Raw genomic sequence first — 17,145 nt, 5'->3', positions numbered from 1 at the left:
ATTGTCGTATGAGGATCTCTGCACGGGCGGACTACGCGGTACGGGCGGTGCTGGAGCTTGCCGTGAGGCAGGGCACGGAACCGGTGAAGGCCGAGGCCATCGCCGCGGTCCAGGACATTCCGCACAAGTTCCTGGAGGGGATCCTCGGCGACCTCAGGCGCGGCGGCATCGTCGACAGCAGGCGGGGCGGAGGCGGCGGTTACCGGCTCGCGCGCGAGGCCTCGGCCATCACGGTCGCGGACGTCATCCGCACGGTCGACGGGCCGATCGTGTCGGTGCGCGGTGAGCGGCCCACCGGTCTGGAGTACACGGGGTCCGCACAGCCCCTGCTCCCGCTGTGGATCGCCCTGCGGGCCAACGTCCGCAAGATCCTGGAGGGCGTGACCATCGCCGACATCGCGGGCGACGCGCTCCCCGAGCCGGTGCAACGGCTCGCGGCCGAACCGGCCGCCTGGGAGAACCCCTGACCCACCCCGCAGGAGACCCTTCAGCGGTCAACTTCCTCTGCTTACACGTGAGTTCGGACATAAGCCGAATGGCTGGAGTTCGCCCTGGCGGTGTCACAGGGCGCTCCCTACGATTCGATCGCCGCGGTGCTTCACAGAAACCACACAGGTTCTCCACGCTTCAACTTCAGCGCAGAGGAGAGACCCCCCATGGCAAGTGGACTTCTTCTGGGCGGTGCCGTCACCGCTCTCGTGGCCGCGGCGGTGCCCGCGCACAACCCGTCCGGCGGGTTCACCGACCCGCCCCCGGACAAGATCGTCATCGACGTCGCCACGGTGAACGGCTCCGGCTGCCCCGCGGGCACGGCGGCCGTCGCCGTCTCCGAGGACAACACCGCCTTCACGGTGACCTACAGCGACTACCTCGCCCAGGTCGGCGGCAACTCCGACCCCACGGCGTTCCGCAAGAACTGCCAGCTCAACCTGCTCGTCCATGTCCCGCAGGGCTTCACGTACGCCATCGCCGAGGCGGACTACCGGGGCTTCGCCTCGCTCCAGGCCGGCGCGAGCGGCGTCCAGCGGGCCTCGTACTACTTCCAGGGCTCCTCGCAGACGGCCGCCAAGACCCACACCTTCCCCGGCGCCTACAACGACAACTGGCAGGCGACCGACACCACCGACTGGGCCCAACTGGTCTGGGCCCCCTGTGGAGTCCAGCGCAACTTCAACATCAACACGGAGGTCCGCGTGAACGCGGGCACCTCCTCGCCGTCCAAGGTCAGCTTCATGACGATGGACTCGACCGACGGCGACATCAGCACCGTCTACCACATGGCGTGGAAGGCGTGCCCCGGCAAGTGAGGCTCCGCTCCCAGCAGGTCACGCCCGCCGCCCTCAGGGGCGGCGGGCGGTTCGGGTCCTGGCGTCAGCTCCTCTCGACGCCGAGGGTCAGGGTGCCGGAGTAGCCGGCCGAGGGGCCGCTGCCGAGGGCGGCCAGGGTCGGCAGGCCGGACGCGGCGCCGCCGTCGTCGTAGATCCCGTCCTGGGCGAGGGTGGTGCGGGTGACCGTGTTGGCCGAGTACGGCGAGAGCCTGCCGACCTTGGCGGTGATCGTCTCGTCGAAGAAGAGCTGGCCGGTGTGGAGTTCGGTGCCGCCGGTGAAGGAGCCGTCCGGGGTGAGCGTGACGCCGACGTGCACCTTCACGTGGATGTGCACGCAGCGGCCCCGGTACCAGCCCGGGTAGACCGTGGTGATGCGGGCGACGCCGCCGGCGTCGGTGAGGACGCCGCCGCGCAGGAAGGTGCCGCTGTCGGGCTCGTTGTGGCCGTTGTTGCCCACGTAGCCGGAGTACTCGCCGAGCGCGTCGCAGTGCCAGATCTCCACGAGGGCGTCGCTGATCGTGGCGCAGGTGTCGTTGTCGACGACGGTGAGGGCGAGTTTGAGCGGGAAGCCGGTCTTGCCCTCGGTGATGTCGGAGCGGACGTACTGGCCGTCGAGGTAGTAGGGGCCTTCGGTCATCTCCCTGGTGAGGGTGCAGACCGCGGCGGCGGCCACGGGTGCGGTGTCGGCTGTGGTGTCGGGGGCCGCCTGGGTACCGGGCGCGGCGGCACCCACGGCGAGGGTGACGGCCGTGGCCCCGGTGGCGACGAGGACGGTCCGTCGGCCGATGGTGTCTTTCGTGGGGGTGTCTGTCATGGACACGGCACCTTAAGAGGTGTTGCTGTTGATGGGCTGCCAGTTCGGCAAAGTGAGGGACCGTCAAGTTTCCTGCGAGACAGGTTGCGGTGTTCCTCGTGGTGGGCGGGCTACTGTAACGGGGCGTATGCCGACAAGGAGGGTAAATGGGGCTTACCGTGCGGGTCGAACGGCGCATCGCGGAGGACTTCCCCGGCCGCGAGGGCGAGGTGGTGGGCGATCTCCTCACCGAGCTGGTCAACCACCTCACCGACCGGGGCGACCAGGAGGACAAGGAACGGATCGCCGCCGCGACGCTGCTGTGCGGACAGGGCCGGGTGGACCGGCTCCTGGACGCGGTCCAGCTGGCCAAGGAGGACTGGCGGGACGTGCTGGTGGGGGCGGGGCTGGCGGAGGCGGGGTGGAGGGAGCGGTTGGAGGCGGACTTCGGTCCGGCGGTCGCCTCCGGCTGAGGCGGCGGTGCGGGCCCCGCGGTGGCCGCCGAACCTCCGGGTTCGGGGCGACTGCGGGGCCGCGCGCTGCTCGGGGGCCGGGTCGGGTCGGGCTGGGCAGGGTCGGTGCCGGTGTCGGTGTCGGTGTCGGTGTCGAGCGTCCACGTTGCTGCCGTGCAGTGGAGGGCCCGCTTAAACCGGTTCGCCGGTCGTCGCACCGCCGGGTACGTTCGGCCCATGTGCTACCACGCCGGGAAGGCATACAAGCTGCACTACGCGTGCGTGCCCTGCCGTGTCGCGTTCAAGCGGCATCCCGGTCCCGGCGGGCATCGGTGCCCCCGCTGCTCCACTCCGATGAACTGCGCCGGGCGTGACTTCGCGGCGCCTCGGCGGCGGGACGTGAAGGCCTGGAGTGTGGTGGCGGCCGTTCTCGCCGCCGGTCTGCGTTACGAGGGACGTGAGCCCTGCGGCTGTGGCAGGGAGCCCGAGTCCCGCCCCCGCACCCGGGCTCAGCTACGGGCGCGGCGGGTCGCGGCGGCCCGAAGCGGGGCTCCTCTGGCCGAAGTGCTGGGGCGTCGGGACCCGGAGGTTCCCGAAGACCCCGCCCGGCGCCCCTGACCGCTTACCCCTCGGGTAATCGACCCCGGTTCGGCGTGCGTGCCAGGCTCATCCCTGTACGGAGCCCTACCGACCGGGAGGACACCATGACCGCCTACGCCATAGCCCACCTGCGGGAAGCCGTGCCGCACCCCGAGATCGCCGAGTACATCGAGCGCATCACCGCCACCTTCGAGCCGTACGGCGGACGCTTCCTCGTGCATGGCGCGCGGCACGAGGTGAAGGAGGGCGGCTGGCCCGGGCACGTCGTGGTGATCGGGTTTCCCGGGATCGCCGAGGCGCGGGCCTGGTGGGATTCCGCCGGGTACCAGGAGATCGCGCCACTGCGCTCGCGGCACATCGAGGGCGACATCATCCTGGTCGAGGGCGTTCCCGAGGGCTACGACCCTGCGGTCACCGCGAAGGCGATGCGGGACGCGCTCACGTCGTGAGGGGCGGTGGTGTTCCCCGACTCCCGTGACCTACGGGGCTGTTGGATACTGGGGCGACTGGCGTACGGAAGGGGGAGGTTCGCGTGCCGGACGGACGTGAAGTGGACCAGGCGGAGTTGCTGGGCGTCGCGAAGGACGAGGAGCGGGCCCGTAGCCTGCTCCGCGCGCTGCGCACCCTGAGCTCCGGGCCGGATCCGAAGCTGCGGGAGATGGCGACCGGGGTGCTGCGCGGCGACCTCACCGCCGAACAGGCCTTCACGGACCCGGAGTACACCGCCGCCCTGTTCTCCGGCGCCGACAAGATCCGGCGTGCGGGGGAGCTGCGTACCGACGCCGAGGCTCGCGAGGCGGGCGAGCGTTTCGGTGCGTGGCAGGAGGCGCGGAGCACCGAGGACGAGCGCGGTGACGGGGGCGAGGGCCAGGGCACGCCACCGTCCGAGACGACGCCCCGTCCGGCACCTCAGCGGCCGTCGGGGCCCTGGCGGCACCCCGGTGCGGGCGGGCCGGGCGGCCTGGGCGGCCCCCGCCCGGCAGGCCCCTTCGACCGCGGCTGAGCACCGGGCCTGTCCTGCCCCGTTCCGGCCCTCGCCGAGCGGTGCCGCCACCCCCTCGCCGGGGCTTTTCGGACGCCGCTGAACTTCGGGGCTCGTGTGGCGCTGCTGGCGTTTCGGGGTGGGCTGGGGCTGGGGCTGGGCTCGGGCCTGCGGTCGCGTGCCGCCTTTGCCCCGCGTCCTCGCGGCCGCGGCTGGGCGACGTTCCCTTCCGGTGCGGCCTGCGTGGCGGGGTGTCTGTCGTTGGACTTGGGCCTGCGGTCGGGTGTCACCCGCTTCTTGGGCCTCCGCGGCCTCCGCTGGATTTCGGGGCTCGTGTGGCGCTGCTGGCGTTTCGGGGTGGGCTGGGGCTGGGCTCGGGCCTGCGGTCGAGTGCCGCCTTAGCCCCGCGTCCTCGCGGGCGCGGCTGAGCGACGTTCCCTTCCGGTGCGGCCTGTGTCGAGGGGTGTCTGTCGCTGGGCTTGGGCCTGCGGTCGGGTGTCACCCACTTCTTGGGGCTCCGTTGAACTCCGGGGCTCGTCTGGCGCTGCCGGCGTTTTTCGGGGTGGGCTCGGGACTGCGGTCGCGTGGCACCTCCGCCCCAGGCTCTCGTAGCCGTGGCCGAACCGCGGGCCCTGTTCACCTCCGTCCGCATCTCGCTGAACTCGGGACCCGGTCAAGCGCTGCCCTCCCCTGGGGCACCTGCGGCCACCCGCTGAACCCCGCCCGGCCCGGGGCCAGCGCCGCCCCACGCCCGCCCCGGGCTCCCCTTCCTCCGTCGTCGAACACCCCTCCCCATCACCGAACTCAGCCGCCGAACGCCGGCTCAGCACCCGGCCGCCCCTCAACGAGCAACCCGCCCACCCCACTTCGCCCCGCCCCGCCAGCAGACCCCCTCCGCCCAGAACACCACCCCCGCCCACACCCCCAGCAAATCCCGCCCCCCGTAGTAAAGTTCGGCCGTCGTACGCGTGACCTGAAATGGTCCTGCCAAGACAAAGGGGGAACGAGCATGGGGGTCGTGCTGCCCGACGAGGCGGCCTGGGTGTTGGACCTCATCGGGGTCGAGTGGCCCAACGTCGACGAGGACGACTACCGGGACATGGCCGACGGCCTGCGTTCCTTCGCCTCCCAGATGCGGGAGGGCAAGGACGCCACGGCGAGCGTCGTGAGGGAGTTCCTGGAGGGCAACGAGGGCATCGCGACCGCGGCCTTCCAGCAGCACTGGGGCAAGGTCAGCGACGTACACCTGGAACGGCTCGGTGAAGCCGCCGACCTCGGGGCGACGGCCCTGGACGGCGCCGCGATCGCCGTGGCCGGAGCCAAGGTGGCCGCCATCGTCCAACTCGGCATCCTCGCCGCCGAGATCATCGCCGCCCAGGCCGCCGCGCCCTTCACGCTCGGGCTCTCCGAGGTCGGCGCGCTCGGTGCCACCCAGGCCACCCGCCTGATCGTGCGGCGGCTGCTGAAGGAGGCCGAGCACCTCCTCATGGAGGAGCTCATGTCCGTCGCCATGGGCCCGGTCTACTCCGCGCTCGGCAACATGGCCACCGACCTCGTCCTCCAGCTCGGCGCCAACGCCGTGGGACTGCAGGACGGTTACAGCCCCGGCAAGACCCTGCACGCGGGCAGCGAGGGCTTGTCCGAGGGGCTGGACGCCGTCACGGGAGCCGACGGCACCACCGGGACCTTCACCGGCAAGGGAGGCGCCGCGTGAGCGACACCGTCCGCAGCGACAAGGACCTCCACGACCGGCTCGCCGACCGGATCACCTCCCAGGCCGACGAGCACGAGTCCGGCGCCCGCCCCCACCTGCGCCGCAGCCGCGCGGGGCTGAACCGCACCCGGGGCAAGGGCGCCCTCGCGGCGGCCGTCGAGACCGGGGCCGAGAAGATCCTCAAGGCCATCGAGGAGGCCGAGGACCAGCTCCACAAGCACCTGCAGGACGTGTCCAAGGGCGTGCGGGCGATGGGCGACAACCACGCGCGCAACGACAAGAACATCGAGACGATGCTGCAGAGCATCGTCAAGCGTTCCCGCGACCAGGACACGGTCCGTGACGGCGGCGGGATCGGCAAGGACCGGCCGGACACGACGAAGGACCCGCACACCGTCACCCTGGAGTGGAAGCCCGGCATGCCCAAGCAGGCCTTCGAGCGGAAGGCGCGGGCCCTTCAGCGGTTGGGGGAAGAGGGAAAGCTCTTCAAGTTCAAGGGCAGGACCAAGGACTACCGTGACTCGAAGATCACAGCTGACTACAAGGGCGCGCTGACCGCCCTGATCCTCAGGAACAACAAGGACGACCCCGACTTTGCCAGGGAGGCCGCGGAGGCCGCCCGTAACATGTCGCCCGACCACGTCCACGAGCTGCAGACCGGTGGTCCGGACGCGTGGCGTAACCTGCGGATGCTTGACCGGGTCACGAACCAGGACATCGGGTGGAACCAGATACGCCCGCAGATCAAGGATCTACCGGACGGCAATCCGATCAACATCGACATCAAATGGTGGCCAGATGACTAGCGCGAGCCATGCGCCGTCCCGTCTGATCGCGACGGTGGACGCCCTGCGGTTGGCACTGTTGGAGAGCCCGGACCTGCTCGGGTTCACGCTCGGTGGGACGATCGACGAGGAGACGGCCGCCGCCGCGGAGGCCGAAGGGGTGCCGCGGGCGTTCCTGGACTTCTGCCGGGTGCTGAACGGCGTGGGCTGCGGGCCGTCCGTGCAGCTCTTCAGCCTGGCGGAAGCCGAGGAGCACCAGTTCTACTGCGAGCCGGTGGTCGACTCCCCGCTGCCGCTGTCCCCCGAGAAGCTCTACTGTGTCGGGATGATCCAGGAGGCCCCAGTCTTCGTCGACCGCGCGAGCGGCGACCTCCTCGGAGCCATTGAAGAAGGCCCGGACTGGCCCGACGCGGAGCGCTTCGAGCAGCTCGCGCCCGGGCTGGGGGCGTTCTTCCTGGAGCGGTTGGTCGCTCCCGACGAGTACGCCCGGCTCGCTCTGATCGACGACGAGTTGCTGGAGTACGACGATTGGCTGAAGCTGCTGCGCCGAGCCGGTCTGACCGGCTGAGGCAGGACGAAGGGAAAGCAGAGGACGCATGGCCACCCATGACGAGATGACGGAGCTGTTCGGCGCGGACCGCGTGGTCACGCTGGACCGTGCCGTCGCCGAGGAGCGCGGACTGTCCGAGGCCGACGCCGAGGTGCTGTGCGAGGTCGGTGTGCCCGTCTTCGTCGACGTGCTGTTCACCCTCGACACCGCCGAGGAGGGACCCGATCCCTTCACCGTGGTGCCGGTGGCCGCGGGCGGCGAGGAGACCCACATCCTCGTCCTGGGTGGCCCCACCGACGACCCGGCGATGCGGTACTGCCTCGACATGGACCGCGGCTACGTCATCCTCATGTCCTTCGACGCGGAGCCGCGCGCCGAGATCGTCAACCGCACCCTCGCCGACCTCGTCGAGTTCCTGTACCGCTTCGCCCTGCGCGCCAAGCACCTGGAACAGGCCGCACCCCAGGACCGCGCCCCGTACACCGACAAGCTCGTCGAGTACCTCAAGGCCCGCGACCCCTACGCGTTCGCCCAGCCGGACAGCTGGTGGTCGATGGTCTTCGAGCAGGTCGGCTGAGTCCCACGACGCGCGCACCCGGGATTCCCGCAGCCCCGCATCGAGGGCGTCGGGCCACTGGGTGTGCGGGTGGTGCCCGGCGTGCCCCGAGCGAGTCAGCGCGACCCCGGGGGTGCCGCCCCGTGTGGCGAGCAGCGCGGCGCCACCTTGTCACTCCGGGGGGGGCATCAACAGCCGCCGACGGCTGCCTGAGCACCGTCGTCCCACACCGTCACCTGTACGGCTGCCACGGAACCCCTCACCACTGAGGCGAGCGCGGGCCATTGACGCGCAAGGGGTTCGATTCTACGGTCCCGTCCGAAGCTCTGATCGGTGATCGGCATATCGAACATCCCCCCACCCGCATCCTGCGAAGGAGCGTCCCCGTGCGCCGCACCTCACTCCTGGCCGTCCCCGTGGCCTTCCTGCTGGCCCTGATCCCGGGCACGGCCTCCGCGTACCCCAACCCCGGCACCGTCACCGGTGCCACCACCATCCACGACCCGACGATGATCCGTACCTCGGCGGGCCGTTACCTGCTGTACGGCACCGGCGGCGGCCTCGGCTACCGCACCTCCACCGACCGGATCGCGTTCACGGCCGGCAGCGACGCCTTCTCCGCCAAGCCGGGCTGGTGGTCGTCGTACGCCACCGAGGCCTGGGCGCCCGACATCTCCTACCAGCGCGGCAAGTACCTGCTGTACTACGCCGTCTCGACCTTCGGCTCCAACAAGTCCGCCATCGGCCTGGCCACGTCGAGCACCGGCCTGCCCGGCTCCTGGAGCGACCAGGGCACCGTGTACACCTCCACCACCTCCAGCGACTACAACGCCATCGACCCGAACCTGTTCGTCGACGGCGACGGCAAGTGGTGGCTGTCCTTCGGCAGTTGGTGGACCGGCCTGAAGATGATCCAGCTCAACCCGGCCACCGGCAAGCAGCTCTCCTCCAACTCCACCCGCTACTCGATCGCCTCCCGCCCCACCGGGACCAAGGCCGTCGAAGCGCCGTACATCGTGAAGCGAAACGGCTACTACTACCTCTTCGCGTCCTACGACACCTGCTGCGCCGGCACCAGTTCGACCTACAAGGTCAAGGTCGGCCGCGCCACCAGCGTCACCGGGCCGTACGTCGACAAGAACGGCGTCTCGATGATGAACAACGGCGGCACCCCGGTCCTGGAGTCGCACGGCCGCTACATCGGCCCCGGCGGCCAGTCGATCATGAACGACTCCGACGGCGACCTGATCGTCTACCACTACTACGACGGCAACGACAACGGCACACCCAAGCTCGGCGTCAACCTGCTGAACTGGAGCACGGGTTGGCCGGTCGCGTACTGATCAGTCGAACACGCGGAGGCCGCTCAACCGGTCTGCCCCATGCCCGCCGCGTTGGGCCAGCTCTGAGCGTTGGGCCAGCCGGTGGCGGGGGCTTGGGACAGCTCCTGCGGAGCCCCCGGCGCCGGGGCGGTCATGCCGCGCACCTGTGCGGCGGTGAGTCCGCCACGGGCCGGCACCCCAGGAGGGGTCGGCGCGAAGGGCGCCGGAGCCGGAGGCGGCACCGGCGTCGGCATCTGGGCAGCGGCGGGAGCGGGGGCAGGGGCAGGCGCGGGCATCGGGGTCGGCGTCGGCATCTGGGCCGGCATCGGCATCCCCGCACCCATGGAGCCCATGGAAGCGGCCGGCCCCATCGGCGCCGCCGCGGCCACCGCCACCGGCTGGGCGACCGGCATCGGCATGCCGACGCCTCCGCCCATCCCCCCACCGCCGACGGCCATCGCCGCGAGGTCCTGCATGCCGGCCCCGTTGGTCTGGCCGACGAGCCGGTCCACTGCCGCCGTACCCGAGCTGTAGCTGGTCCCTTGAGCGAGCTCGGGCACGGCGGCTCCCCTCCTGGTCCCGTAGAGCACCTGTTCCAGGCCGGACACCAGGCGTCGCACATCCACCTGGGGGCGCACCACGAGCCGCAGGAAGCGGCTGGAAGAACCGATCTTGTTGCCGCACTCGCGGACGAGGATGCGGTGCTCGGTGAGCATCCGGTCCCGGACCACGGTGCCCTCGGCGCCCACGGGCAGGCGCACGAAGAGGAAGTTCCCCTGGGAGGGGTAGACGGTCAGGCCGGGCAGCGCGGCGAGCTGGCTCGCCATGTCGAGACGGTCCCGGCGGACCTGGTGGAGGCTCTGCGCGTACTCGGCGCCGTGCTCCTTGAGCATGAACACCACGTACTCGGCGAAGGCGTTGAGGTTCCACTTCGGCAGCATCGAGCGGACCCGGCCCGCGAGGGAGGGGTTGGCGACCATGTAGCCGAAGCGGATGCCGTGCAGGCCGAAGTTCTTGCCGAGGCTGCGCAGGACGATGACGTTCGGCCGGAGCATCGCCTCCTGGACCACCGAGGGCTCCTGCTCGGCGTCCGCGAACTCCAGAAACGACTCGTCGATGACGATGAGGTCCAGGTCGGCCATGGCGTCCATGAACTGCACGAGCGCGTGCTTGTGGAGGAAGCCGCCGTCGGGGTTGTTCGGATTGCAGATGACCGCTGCCCGCGTGCCCCGGGTGCGTATGAAGTCGGCGTACTGCGCGAGGTCCAGGGCGAATCCGCTGGACTCCTGGAGCGGGAACATGTCGACCCGCTTGCCGGTCTCCATCGGCTGGTCGGTCCAGCGGCCGAAGGTGGGGACCGGGACGGCGAGGGACTCGCGGACCAGCAGGTGGTCGATCCAGGTGATCAGTTCGGTCGAGCCGTTGCCCATCGCCACGGCCTGCGGCGGGAGCTGGAGCAGGTTGCACAGCTCGGCGGTGATCGTGTCGGCGCTGCTGGGGTAGTAGGTGATGATGTCCTTCAGCCGCGCGGCCATGGTGTCCATCATCGCCGGGGTGGGAAAGTAGGGATTGCAGGGGATACAGAAGTCCACCGGCCCCGTCCCGTCTCCGCCTTCGCGCGCCAGCGCCGCCATGGACGGGCTGTGCGCAGAAGTGCTGCGGAACAACGAGGTGACGTTGTCGGCCATCGAACCTCCGTATGGGGCGGACCCGGCGGGGACGACCGGGTCCGTCGTCATTGGGTGGCCCGCGCGGGGGAGCACGGGCCGCCCTTACATACGGATGTCCGCGTGGCGCTGTTCAACGGGTGTGAAAGAAGTGTGAGTTCGGGAACCATGGGCCCGAATCCGGCATCAGGCCAGGTCAGGCACCGAACGAGTGGATCGTCGTGGACCGGTGTGTCTGGCCAGGACGCAGCACCGTCGAAGGGAACGACGGGTGGTTCGGCGAGTCCGGGAAGTGCTGCGTCTCCAGGCACAGGGCGTCGCCCTGGCGGTAGGTGTGACCGCCGGTGCCGGTGAGGGTGCCGTCGAGGAAGTTGCCCGAGTAGAACTGCAGGCCCGGCTCGACGGTGGAGATCTTGAGCGTGCGGCCCGAGGAGGGGTCGCGCAGGGTCGCCACGTGCTCGGGCTTCGCCGTGATGCCCTTGTCGAGCACCCAGTTGTGGTCGTAGCCCTCGGCGAGGATCTGCTGCGGGTGGCCGGCGCGGATGTCCCGGCCGACCGGCTTGCCCTTGCGGAAGTCGAAGGGCGTGCCCCCGACCTTCGCCGGCTCACCGGTGGGGATCAGACCCGAGTCGGTGGGCGTGTAGCGGGAGGCGGCGATGTGCAGCTCGTGGTCCTCGATGGTGCCGGTGCCCTCGCCGCCGAGGTTCCAGTACACGTGGTTGGTCAGGTTGACCACGGTGGCCTTGTCGGTGGTGGCCGTGTAGTCGATCCGCCAGTCGCCGTGGTGGGTGAGGGTGTACGTCACCTTCACCTTGAGGGTGCCCGGGTAGCCCATCTCGCCGTCGACGGAGGTGCAGTACAGGTGCAGGCCGGCGTCGGAGCCCTTGGTGAACGGCTCTACGTCCCACACCCGCTTGTCGAAGCCCTGGGTGCCGCCGTGCAGGCTGTTGACCCCGTCGTTGACGGAGAGCTGGTAGCTCTTGCCGTCCAGGGTGAACCGGCCCTTGGCGATGCGGTTGCCGTACCGGCCGATCAGCGCGCCGAAGTACGGGCTGGAGGCGACGTAGTCCTCGACGCGGTCGAAGCCGAGGCAGACGTTCGCGTACCGGCCGTCTCGGTCGGGGACCTCCAGGGACTGCACGATCCCGCCGTAGGACAGGACCTTCAGCCGGGTGCCGCCGTTCTCCAGCGACCAGCGGTGGATTTCGGTCCCGTCGGCGAGCCTGCCGAAGAGCGTTTTCACCGGTCTGTCCTCTCCTCCCATGGGAAGGGCCCCGCCGTCCGGCGGGGCCCGATCCGGTCGGCCCGGTCTACGAGCCGACCCTGCGCTTGTTCCACACGTCGAAGCCGACCGCCGCCAACAGGGCCAGGCCCTTGATGACCTGCTGCCAGTCGGTGCCGACGCTGAGGAGGTTCATGCCGTTGTTCAGCACACCGAGGACGAGACCGCCGATGATCGCGCCGAGGACGGTTCCCACGCCGCCGCTCATGGACGCGCCACCGATGAACGACGAGGCGATCGCCTCGAGTTCGAAGTTCAGGCCCGCCTTCGGGGAGGCCGCGTTCAGGCGGGCCGCGACCACCAGACCCGCCAGGGCCGCGAGCACGCCCATGTTCAGGAAGACAAGGAAGGTGACCTTCTTGTCCTTGACGCCGGACAGCTTCGCGGCCGGCAGGTTGCCGCCGATCGCGTAGATGTGCCGGCCGAAGACCGCGTTGCGCATGACGTAGCCGTAGCCGACCACCAGCACACCGAGGACGAGCAGGATGATCGGCGCGCCCTGGTAGCTGGCGAGCAGCATCGTGACCGCGAGGACCGCGGCGGCGATCGCGACGAGCTTGAGCAGGAAGGCGTTCCTGGGCAGCACGTCCAGCGCGAACTCCTGCTGGCGCTTGCGGTCGCGGATCTCCTGGTAGACCACGAAGGCCAGCAGCGCGAAGCCCAGCAGCAGGGTGATGTTGTGGTAGTTGGTGTTCGGGCCGACCTCGGGCAGGAAGCCGTTGCCGAGCTTCTGCAGACCGTTCGGGAACGGGCCGAGGGTCTGGCCCTCCAGGAGGATCTCCGTCAGACCGCGGAAGAGCAGCATGCCCGCCAGGGTGACGATGAACGACGGTATGCCGAGATACGCGATCAGATAGCCCTGGACCGAGCCCGCGACCGCGCCCACCACCAGGGTCAGCACCAGCGCGACCGGCCAGGGCACGTCGTGCTGCACGGTCAGCACGGCGGCGAAGGCGCCCACGAACGCGGTCAGCGAACCGACCGACAGGTCGATGTGCCCCGCGATGATCACCAGCATCATGCCGATCGCGAGGATCAGGATGTAGCTGTTCTGGAGCACCAGGTTGGAGACGTTGCGCGGCAGCAGCAGGTCGCCGTCGGTCCACACCGCGAACAGCGCGACGATCAGGCCGAGCGCGATCAGCATGCCGTACTGGCGCATGTTGCGGCGCAGCCCGTTCAGCATCAGCTGGAGCAGGCCCTCGCCGGAGGACGACCCCCCGCCCTTGCCCGGCGGCGCCGCGGCCGGAACCTTCGTCACATCGGTGCTCATCGCGTTACCTCTTTGTCCTTCGTCATCTGGCGCATCAGCACTTCCTGCGTGGCCTCGGCCCGCGGGACCTCACCCGTGAGCCGTCCGGCGGCCATGGTGTAGATGCGGTCGCACATGCCGAGCAGCTCCGGCAGCTCGGAGGAGATGAAGACGACCGCCTTGCCCTCGGCGGCCAGCTGGTCGATGACCGTGTAGATCTCGTACTTGGCGCCCACGTCGATGCCGCGCGTGGGCTCGTCCAGGATCAGCACCTCGGGACCAGCGAAGATCCACTTGCTGAGGACGACCTTCTGCTGGTTGCCGCCGGACAGCCTGCCCACGGTCTCGAAGACGGTGGGCGCCTTGATGTTCATGGACTTGCGGAAGCGCTCGGCGACCTTGCGCTCTTCGTGCTCGTCGACGACACCGCGCCTCGCGACCTTGTTCAGGGCGGTCAGCGAGATGTTGCGGTTGATGTTGTCGATGAGATTGAGGCCGTAGTGCTTGCGGTCCTCGGTGACGTAGGCGATGCCGTGCTCGACCGCCTCCGCGACGGACTTCGTACGGATCTCCTTGCCGTCCTTGAAGACCTGGCCGTCCGCGTGCCGGCCGTAGGTGCGCCCGAACACGCTCATCGCGAGCTCGGTGCGGCCCGCGCCCATCAGGCCCGCGATACCGACGATCTCTCCGCGCCGCACATGGATCGACACGTCGTCGACGACCTTGCGCTGCTGGTCGACCGGGTGGTGGACGGTCCAGTTGCGGATCTCCAGCGCCGGGGCCGCGTCCGTCTCGCCCTCGTACGGCGTGCGGTCGGGGAACCGGTGATCGAGGTCACGGCCGACCATGCCCGAGATGATCCGGTCCTCGGTGGTCTCCGGGGCCTTCACGTCGAGGGTCTCGATCGACTTCCCGTCGCGGAGGATCGTCACCGAGTCGGCGACCTTGCGGATCTCGTTGAGCTTGTGGGAAATGATGATCGAGGTGATGCCCTGCTTCTTCAACTCCAGGATGAGATCCAGGAGTTTGCCGCTGTCCTCGTCGTTCAGAGCCGCGGTCGGCTCGTCGAGGATGAGCAGCTTCACCTTCTTGGAGAGCGCCTTCGCGATCTCCACCAGCTGCTGCTTGCCCACACCGATGTCGGTGATCCGGGTCTCCGGATGGTCGCTCAGACCCACCCGGCGCAGCAGCTCGGTGGCGTGCTTCAGCGTCTCGTTCCAGTTGATGAACCCGCCCGAGGCGTGTTCGTTGCCGAGGAAGATGTTCTCCGCGATCGACAGGAACGGCACCAGGGCCAGTTCCTGATGGATGATCACGATGCCGTGCTGCTCGCTCGCCCGGATGTCCTTGAAGGAGACGACCTCTCCTTCGAAGAGGATGTCGCCCTCGTACGTGCCGTGCGGATGGACGCCGGAGAGCACCTTCATCAAGGTGGACTTCCCGGCGCCGTTCTCACCGCAGATGGCATGGACCTCGCCCTGACGGACGGTCAGAGTGACGTCCGACAGCGCTTTGACGCCGGGAAAGGTCTTGACGATCGAGCGCATTTCCAGGACGGGTCCCGCCATGGTCGTGCCTTTCAATCAGGGGGATGGGCCGACAGGGAGGTGGCTCGACTAGTTGAGCTCGCTCGCCTTGTAGTAGCCCGTGTCGACCAGTTCCTTGGTGTAGTTGGTCTTGTCGACGCTCACCGGCTGCAGCAGGTAGGCGGGGACCACCTTGGAGCCGTTGTCGTACGTCTTGGTGTCGTTGACCTCGGGCTTCTTGCCGTTGAGGACGTCGTCCGCCATGTTCGCGGCGACCTTGGCGAGCTTGCGGATGTCCTTGTAGACCGTCTGCGTCTGCTGGCCCGCGATGATCGACTTCACCGAGGCGAGCTCGGCGTCCTGGCCGGTGATGACCGGGAGCGGCTTGCTCGCGGAGCCGTAGCCGTCCGACTTCAGCGCGGCGATGATGCCGATGGAGATGCCGTCGTACGGCGACAGGACCGCGTCGACCTTGGCGCTGCCGTACGTCGAGGTGAGGATGTCCTCCATGCGCTTCTGGGCGGTGGCGCCGTCCCAGCGCAGGGTGGTGGCCTGGGTCATCTTGGTCTGGCCGGACTTGACCACGAGCTTCTTGCTGTCGATGTACGGCTGGAGCACGCTCATCGCGCCACCGAAGAAGTACTTGGTGTTGTTGTCGTCGTTGGAGCCGGCGAACAGCTCGATGTTGAAGGGGCCCTTGCCGCTCTTCAGACCCAGCTTGTCGACGATGTAGGTGGCCTGGAGCCGGCCGACCTTCTCGTTGTCGAAGGAAGCGTAGTAGTCGACGTTCGGCGTGCCGAGGATCAGACGGTCGTAGGCGATGACCGGGATCTTGGCGTCCTTGGCCTGCTGGAGCACGTTGTTGAGCGACTTGTTGTCGATCGCCGCGACGATCAGGCCCTTGACGCCCTGCGTGATCAGGTTCTCGATCTGCGAGACCTGCTGGTCCGGGTCGTCCTCGCCGTAGACCAGCTTGGTCTTGTAGCCCTTGGCCTGGAGTTCCTTGACGACGTTGTTGCCGTCGGCGATCCAGCGCTCGGAGGACTTGGTCGGCATCGCGATGCCGATGGTGCCTCCCTTGGCGCTGCCGGTGGACTCCTCGCTGCCGCCCTTGCTGTCCTGGCCGCAGGCCGAGAGGGTCAGGGCGAGCGAGGCGGCGCCGGCTATGGCGGTGAGGGCGGCTCGACGAGTACGCATGATCATCATCCTTGATGTCGGGAGGCCGGGTGCGGTCCGGCGGTGCGGGTGCCTGGAGGCAGTGCGGAGGGACCGGGAAGGGTCGAGGTCGTGTCGGAGTCTGTTCGACTGCGTGGGCTTTTGTGAAGGGGCGTTGTCCGGAACGTTATGCAGGCGTTTCGAACCGCTTCAGCGCGCCCGGCAGCCGGGAGCCGAGCGGCGCCATGTCGCCGTCCGCCCCGTGCCGTGCGAGCAGGTCCAGGGCGAGCCGGCCACGCCGCACTCTCTCCTTGGCGGTCGACAGCGTGAGATCGCGCATGTGGTGCCCGTACGGGTAGATCCCGGGAGCCTTCGACAGGCCGAACTTCAGATAGAGCGGTGCGCCGCGCCGGATCAGCTCGGCGACCTCGTACATCCGCACATAGCCGCCGAGATCGTCGGGGGCCTCGATGTACATGTCCATGGGGGCGGCCGACACCCGGCGGATCTCGGTGAGGTGATCGAGGGTCAGGTCGCTGGGCACGTTGATCGAGTCGCCGCCGAGGTTCTCGTACACGGCGTACGCGGTCGGGTTCACCGGCCCGATCAGCGCCGACACCTTGAGCGTCGTGTCGGCCGGGATGATCCCGGCGACCCGGGCCCGGTGCAGGGTCCACAGCACCCCCTCGTCGGCGACGAGCAGGCACTTCACACCCAGCTCGGTGGCGCGGACGGCATCCTCGACGCAGCCGGCGACCGCGTCGTGCCCGCGGGCGCGCAGCCCGCCGCCTCGGGAGTCGGTGCGGGTGGAGCCGCCGATGTCCCAGGTGCCGCGGGGGCCGGTGAACAGGCAGAGCTCGATGTCACGTTCGGCGGTCGCCTCCACCATCTCGGTGATCTCGGCGTCGCTGAGCATCCACACGCCCGAGCCCTGGCTGACCCGGTGGATCGGCACATCGAGCCGCGAGGACTCCTTGAGGACCACGCCGAGGGCCTCGGGACCCTCCACGGAGGGCACTTCGGTGCGCCAGCGGCCGCCACCGGGGAATGCGTGCGGGGAGGCGTCGGAGGGGGCGAGGGCAGGCGCGCTCAGGCCGAGCGCAGCGAGCGCCTGCTCACCGGGTCGTCGGGCCGCGCTGGCGGTGGTCTCGGTCACTGTCTGTCCTTCATGTTTGATATTT

16 protein-coding genes and 1 pseudogene are annotated in these 17,145 nt (G+C 69.3%); 10 read left to right on the top strand and 7 right to left on the bottom strand.

The genetic code is table 11. From position 1 onward, the window contains the following. Nucleotides 1-8: 8 nt before the first annotated feature. Both H293_RS0101745 and H293_RS0101740 read left to right on the top strand, forming a co-directional pair. Complete coding sequence (locus H293_RS0101745) at nucleotides 9-467, top strand: RrF2 family transcriptional regulator (RefSeq protein ID WP_028807453.1); 459 nt, start codon at nucleotides 9-11, stop codon at nucleotides 465-467. A 189-nt stretch (nucleotides 468-656) separates the two neighbouring features. Next, nucleotides 657-1,307, top strand: a complete 651-nt coding sequence (locus H293_RS0101740) for a DUF4360 domain-containing protein (RefSeq protein WP_020116162.1) — start codon at nucleotides 657-659, stop codon at nucleotides 1,305-1,307. Nucleotides 1,308-1,371: 64 nt separating this feature from the next. On the opposite strand, the gene H293_RS0101735 is transcribed toward H293_RS0101740, so the two are convergent. Further along, nucleotides 1,372-2,142, bottom strand: coding sequence for an intradiol ring-cleavage dioxygenase (locus tag H293_RS0101735; protein ID WP_020116161.1), 771 nt, complete (start codon nucleotides 2,140-2,142; stop codon nucleotides 1,372-1,374). Nucleotides 2,143-2,288: 146 nt separating this feature from the next. On the opposite strand from H293_RS0101735, the gene H293_RS0101730 reads away from it, so the two are divergent. The 8 genes from H293_RS0101730 (at nucleotide 2,289) to H293_RS0101695 (ending at nucleotide 9,103) form a co-directional block, all read left to right on the top strand. Beyond that, nucleotides 2,289-2,594 carry a hypothetical protein gene (locus H293_RS0101730; RefSeq protein WP_020116160.1) on the top strand — a complete coding sequence of 102 codons (306 nt, stop codon included), beginning with the start codon at nucleotides 2,289-2,291 and terminating at the stop codon, nucleotides 2,592-2,594. 683 nt (nucleotides 2,595-3,277) lie between these two features. Further along, nucleotides 3,278-3,622, top strand: a complete 345-nt coding sequence (locus H293_RS0101725; RefSeq protein WP_020116159.1) for a DUF1330 domain-containing protein — start codon at nucleotides 3,278-3,280, stop codon at nucleotides 3,620-3,622. 83 nt (nucleotides 3,623-3,705) lie between these two features. After that, the gene (locus H293_RS0101720; RefSeq protein WP_199790120.1) at nucleotides 3,706-4,176 is read left to right on the top strand and encodes a hypothetical protein; all 471 of its coding nucleotides are present in this window, start codon (nucleotides 3,706-3,708) and stop codon (nucleotides 4,174-4,176) included. A 988-nt stretch (nucleotides 4,177-5,164) separates the two neighbouring features. Further along, nucleotides 5,165-5,869 (top strand): WXG100-like domain-containing protein, encoded by a 705-nt coding sequence (locus H293_RS0101715; protein ID WP_020116157.1) that lies wholly within the window; start codon nucleotides 5,165-5,167, stop codon nucleotides 5,867-5,869. Further along, entirely contained in the window at nucleotides 5,866-6,675 is an 810-nt protein-coding gene (locus tag H293_RS0101710; RefSeq protein WP_020116156.1) for a hypothetical protein, read from the top strand. Before H293_RS0101715 ends, H293_RS0101710 begins: the two co-directional genes overlap by 4 nt. Next, nucleotides 6,668-7,222, top strand: coding sequence for a hypothetical protein (locus H293_RS0101705; protein ID WP_259294404.1), 555 nt, complete (start codon nucleotides 6,668-6,670; stop codon nucleotides 7,220-7,222). Before H293_RS0101710 ends, H293_RS0101705 begins: the two co-directional genes overlap by 8 nt. Nucleotides 7,223-7,250: 28 nt before the next feature. After that, nucleotides 7,251-7,781, top strand: coding sequence for an SUKH-4 family immunity protein (locus tag H293_RS0101700; RefSeq protein WP_020116154.1), 531 nt, complete (start codon nucleotides 7,251-7,253; stop codon nucleotides 7,779-7,781). 365 nt (nucleotides 7,782-8,146) lie between these two features. Then, nucleotides 8,147-9,103, top strand: a complete 957-nt coding sequence (locus H293_RS0101695) for an arabinan endo-1,5-alpha-L-arabinosidase (protein ID WP_020116153.1) — start codon at nucleotides 8,147-8,149, stop codon at nucleotides 9,101-9,103. Nucleotides 9,104-9,126: 23 nt separating this feature from the next. Here H293_RS0101695 and H293_RS0101690 read toward each other — a convergent pair whose 3' ends face one another. From H293_RS0101690 to H293_RS0101665, 6 genes and pseudogenes are all read right to left on the bottom strand, one after another. Beyond that, nucleotides 9,127-10,770: a pyridoxal phosphate-dependent aminotransferase gene (locus H293_RS0101690; RefSeq protein WP_020116152.1), complete on the bottom strand. Its 1,644-nt coding sequence runs from the start codon at nucleotides 10,768-10,770 to the stop codon at nucleotides 9,127-9,129. 175 nt (nucleotides 10,771-10,945) lie between these two features. Continuing rightward, a pseudogene (locus H293_RS0101685) lies at nucleotides 10,946-12,001 on the bottom strand (aldose epimerase family protein); the annotation flags it as partial. Between the two features lie 58 nt (nucleotides 12,002-12,059). After that, on the bottom strand, nucleotides 12,060-13,304 hold the full coding sequence (gene mmsB, locus H293_RS0101680) for a multiple monosaccharide ABC transporter permease (protein WP_020116150.1): 1,245 nt from the start codon (nucleotides 13,302-13,304) through the stop codon (nucleotides 12,060-12,062). After that, nucleotides 13,301-14,851, bottom strand: a complete 1,551-nt coding sequence (gene mmsA / locus H293_RS0101675; RefSeq protein WP_028807452.1) for a multiple monosaccharide ABC transporter ATP-binding protein — start codon at nucleotides 14,849-14,851, stop codon at nucleotides 13,301-13,303. The genes mmsB and mmsA overlap by 4 nt, the downstream gene beginning before the upstream one ends. A gap of 48 nt (nucleotides 14,852-14,899) precedes the next feature. Then, entirely contained in the window at nucleotides 14,900-16,006 is a 1,107-nt protein-coding gene (gene chvE, locus H293_RS0101670) for a multiple monosaccharide ABC transporter substrate-binding protein (RefSeq protein ID WP_028807451.1), read from the bottom strand. 145 nt (nucleotides 16,007-16,151) lie between these two features. Continuing rightward, nucleotides 16,152-17,120 (bottom strand): glycosyltransferase family protein, encoded by a 969-nt coding sequence (locus H293_RS0101665; RefSeq protein ID WP_020116147.1) that lies wholly within the window; start codon nucleotides 17,118-17,120, stop codon nucleotides 16,152-16,154. Nucleotides 17,121-17,145 lie beyond the last annotated feature (25 nt).

The sequence above is a fragment of the Streptomyces canus 299MFChir4.1 genome (assembly GCF_000383615.1).
Lineage (GTDB): Bacteria > Actinomycetota > Actinomycetes > Streptomycetales > Streptomycetaceae > Streptomyces > Streptomyces canus_C.
This window is presented reverse-complemented; position numbering and strand designations above follow the sequence as displayed.

Excerpts from the sequence above, each read along its gene's own strand:
- H293_RS0101745 (WP_028807453.1), top strand. The coding sequence starts at position 9 with ATGAGGATCTCTGCACGGGCGGACTACGCGGTACGGGCGGTGCTGGAG.
- H293_RS0101740 (WP_020116162.1), top strand. The coding sequence starts at position 657 with ATGGCAAGTGGACTTCTTCTGGGCGGTGCCGTCACCGCTCTCGTGGCC.
- H293_RS0101735 (WP_020116161.1), bottom strand. The coding sequence starts at position 2,142 with ATGACAGACACCCCCACGAAAGACACCATCGGCCGACGGACCGTCCTC.
- H293_RS0101730 (WP_020116160.1), top strand. The coding sequence starts at position 2,289 with ATGGGGCTTACCGTGCGGGTCGAACGGCGCATCGCGGAGGACTTCCCC.
- H293_RS0101725 (WP_020116159.1), top strand. The coding sequence starts at position 3,278 with ATGACCGCCTACGCCATAGCCCACCTGCGGGAAGCCGTGCCGCACCCC.
- H293_RS0101715 (WP_020116157.1), top strand. The coding sequence starts at position 5,165 with ATGGGGGTCGTGCTGCCCGACGAGGCGGCCTGGGTGTTGGACCTCATC.
- H293_RS0101705 (WP_259294404.1), top strand. The coding sequence starts at position 6,668 with ATGACTAGCGCGAGCCATGCGCCGTCCCGTCTGATCGCGACGGTGGAC.
- H293_RS0101700 (WP_020116154.1), top strand. The coding sequence starts at position 7,251 with ATGGCCACCCATGACGAGATGACGGAGCTGTTCGGCGCGGACCGCGTG.
- H293_RS0101690 (WP_020116152.1), bottom strand. The coding sequence starts at position 10,770 with ATGGCCGACAACGTCACCTCGTTGTTCCGCAGCACTTCTGCGCACAGC.
- mmsB (WP_020116150.1), bottom strand. The coding sequence starts at position 13,304 with ATGAGCACCGATGTGACGAAGGTTCCGGCCGCGGCGCCGCCGGGCAAG.
- mmsA (WP_028807452.1), bottom strand. The coding sequence starts at position 14,851 with ATGGCGGGACCCGTCCTGGAAATGCGCTCGATCGTCAAGACCTTTCCC.
- chvE (WP_028807451.1), bottom strand. The coding sequence starts at position 16,006 with ATGCGTACTCGTCGAGCCGCCCTCACCGCCATAGCCGGCGCCGCCTCG.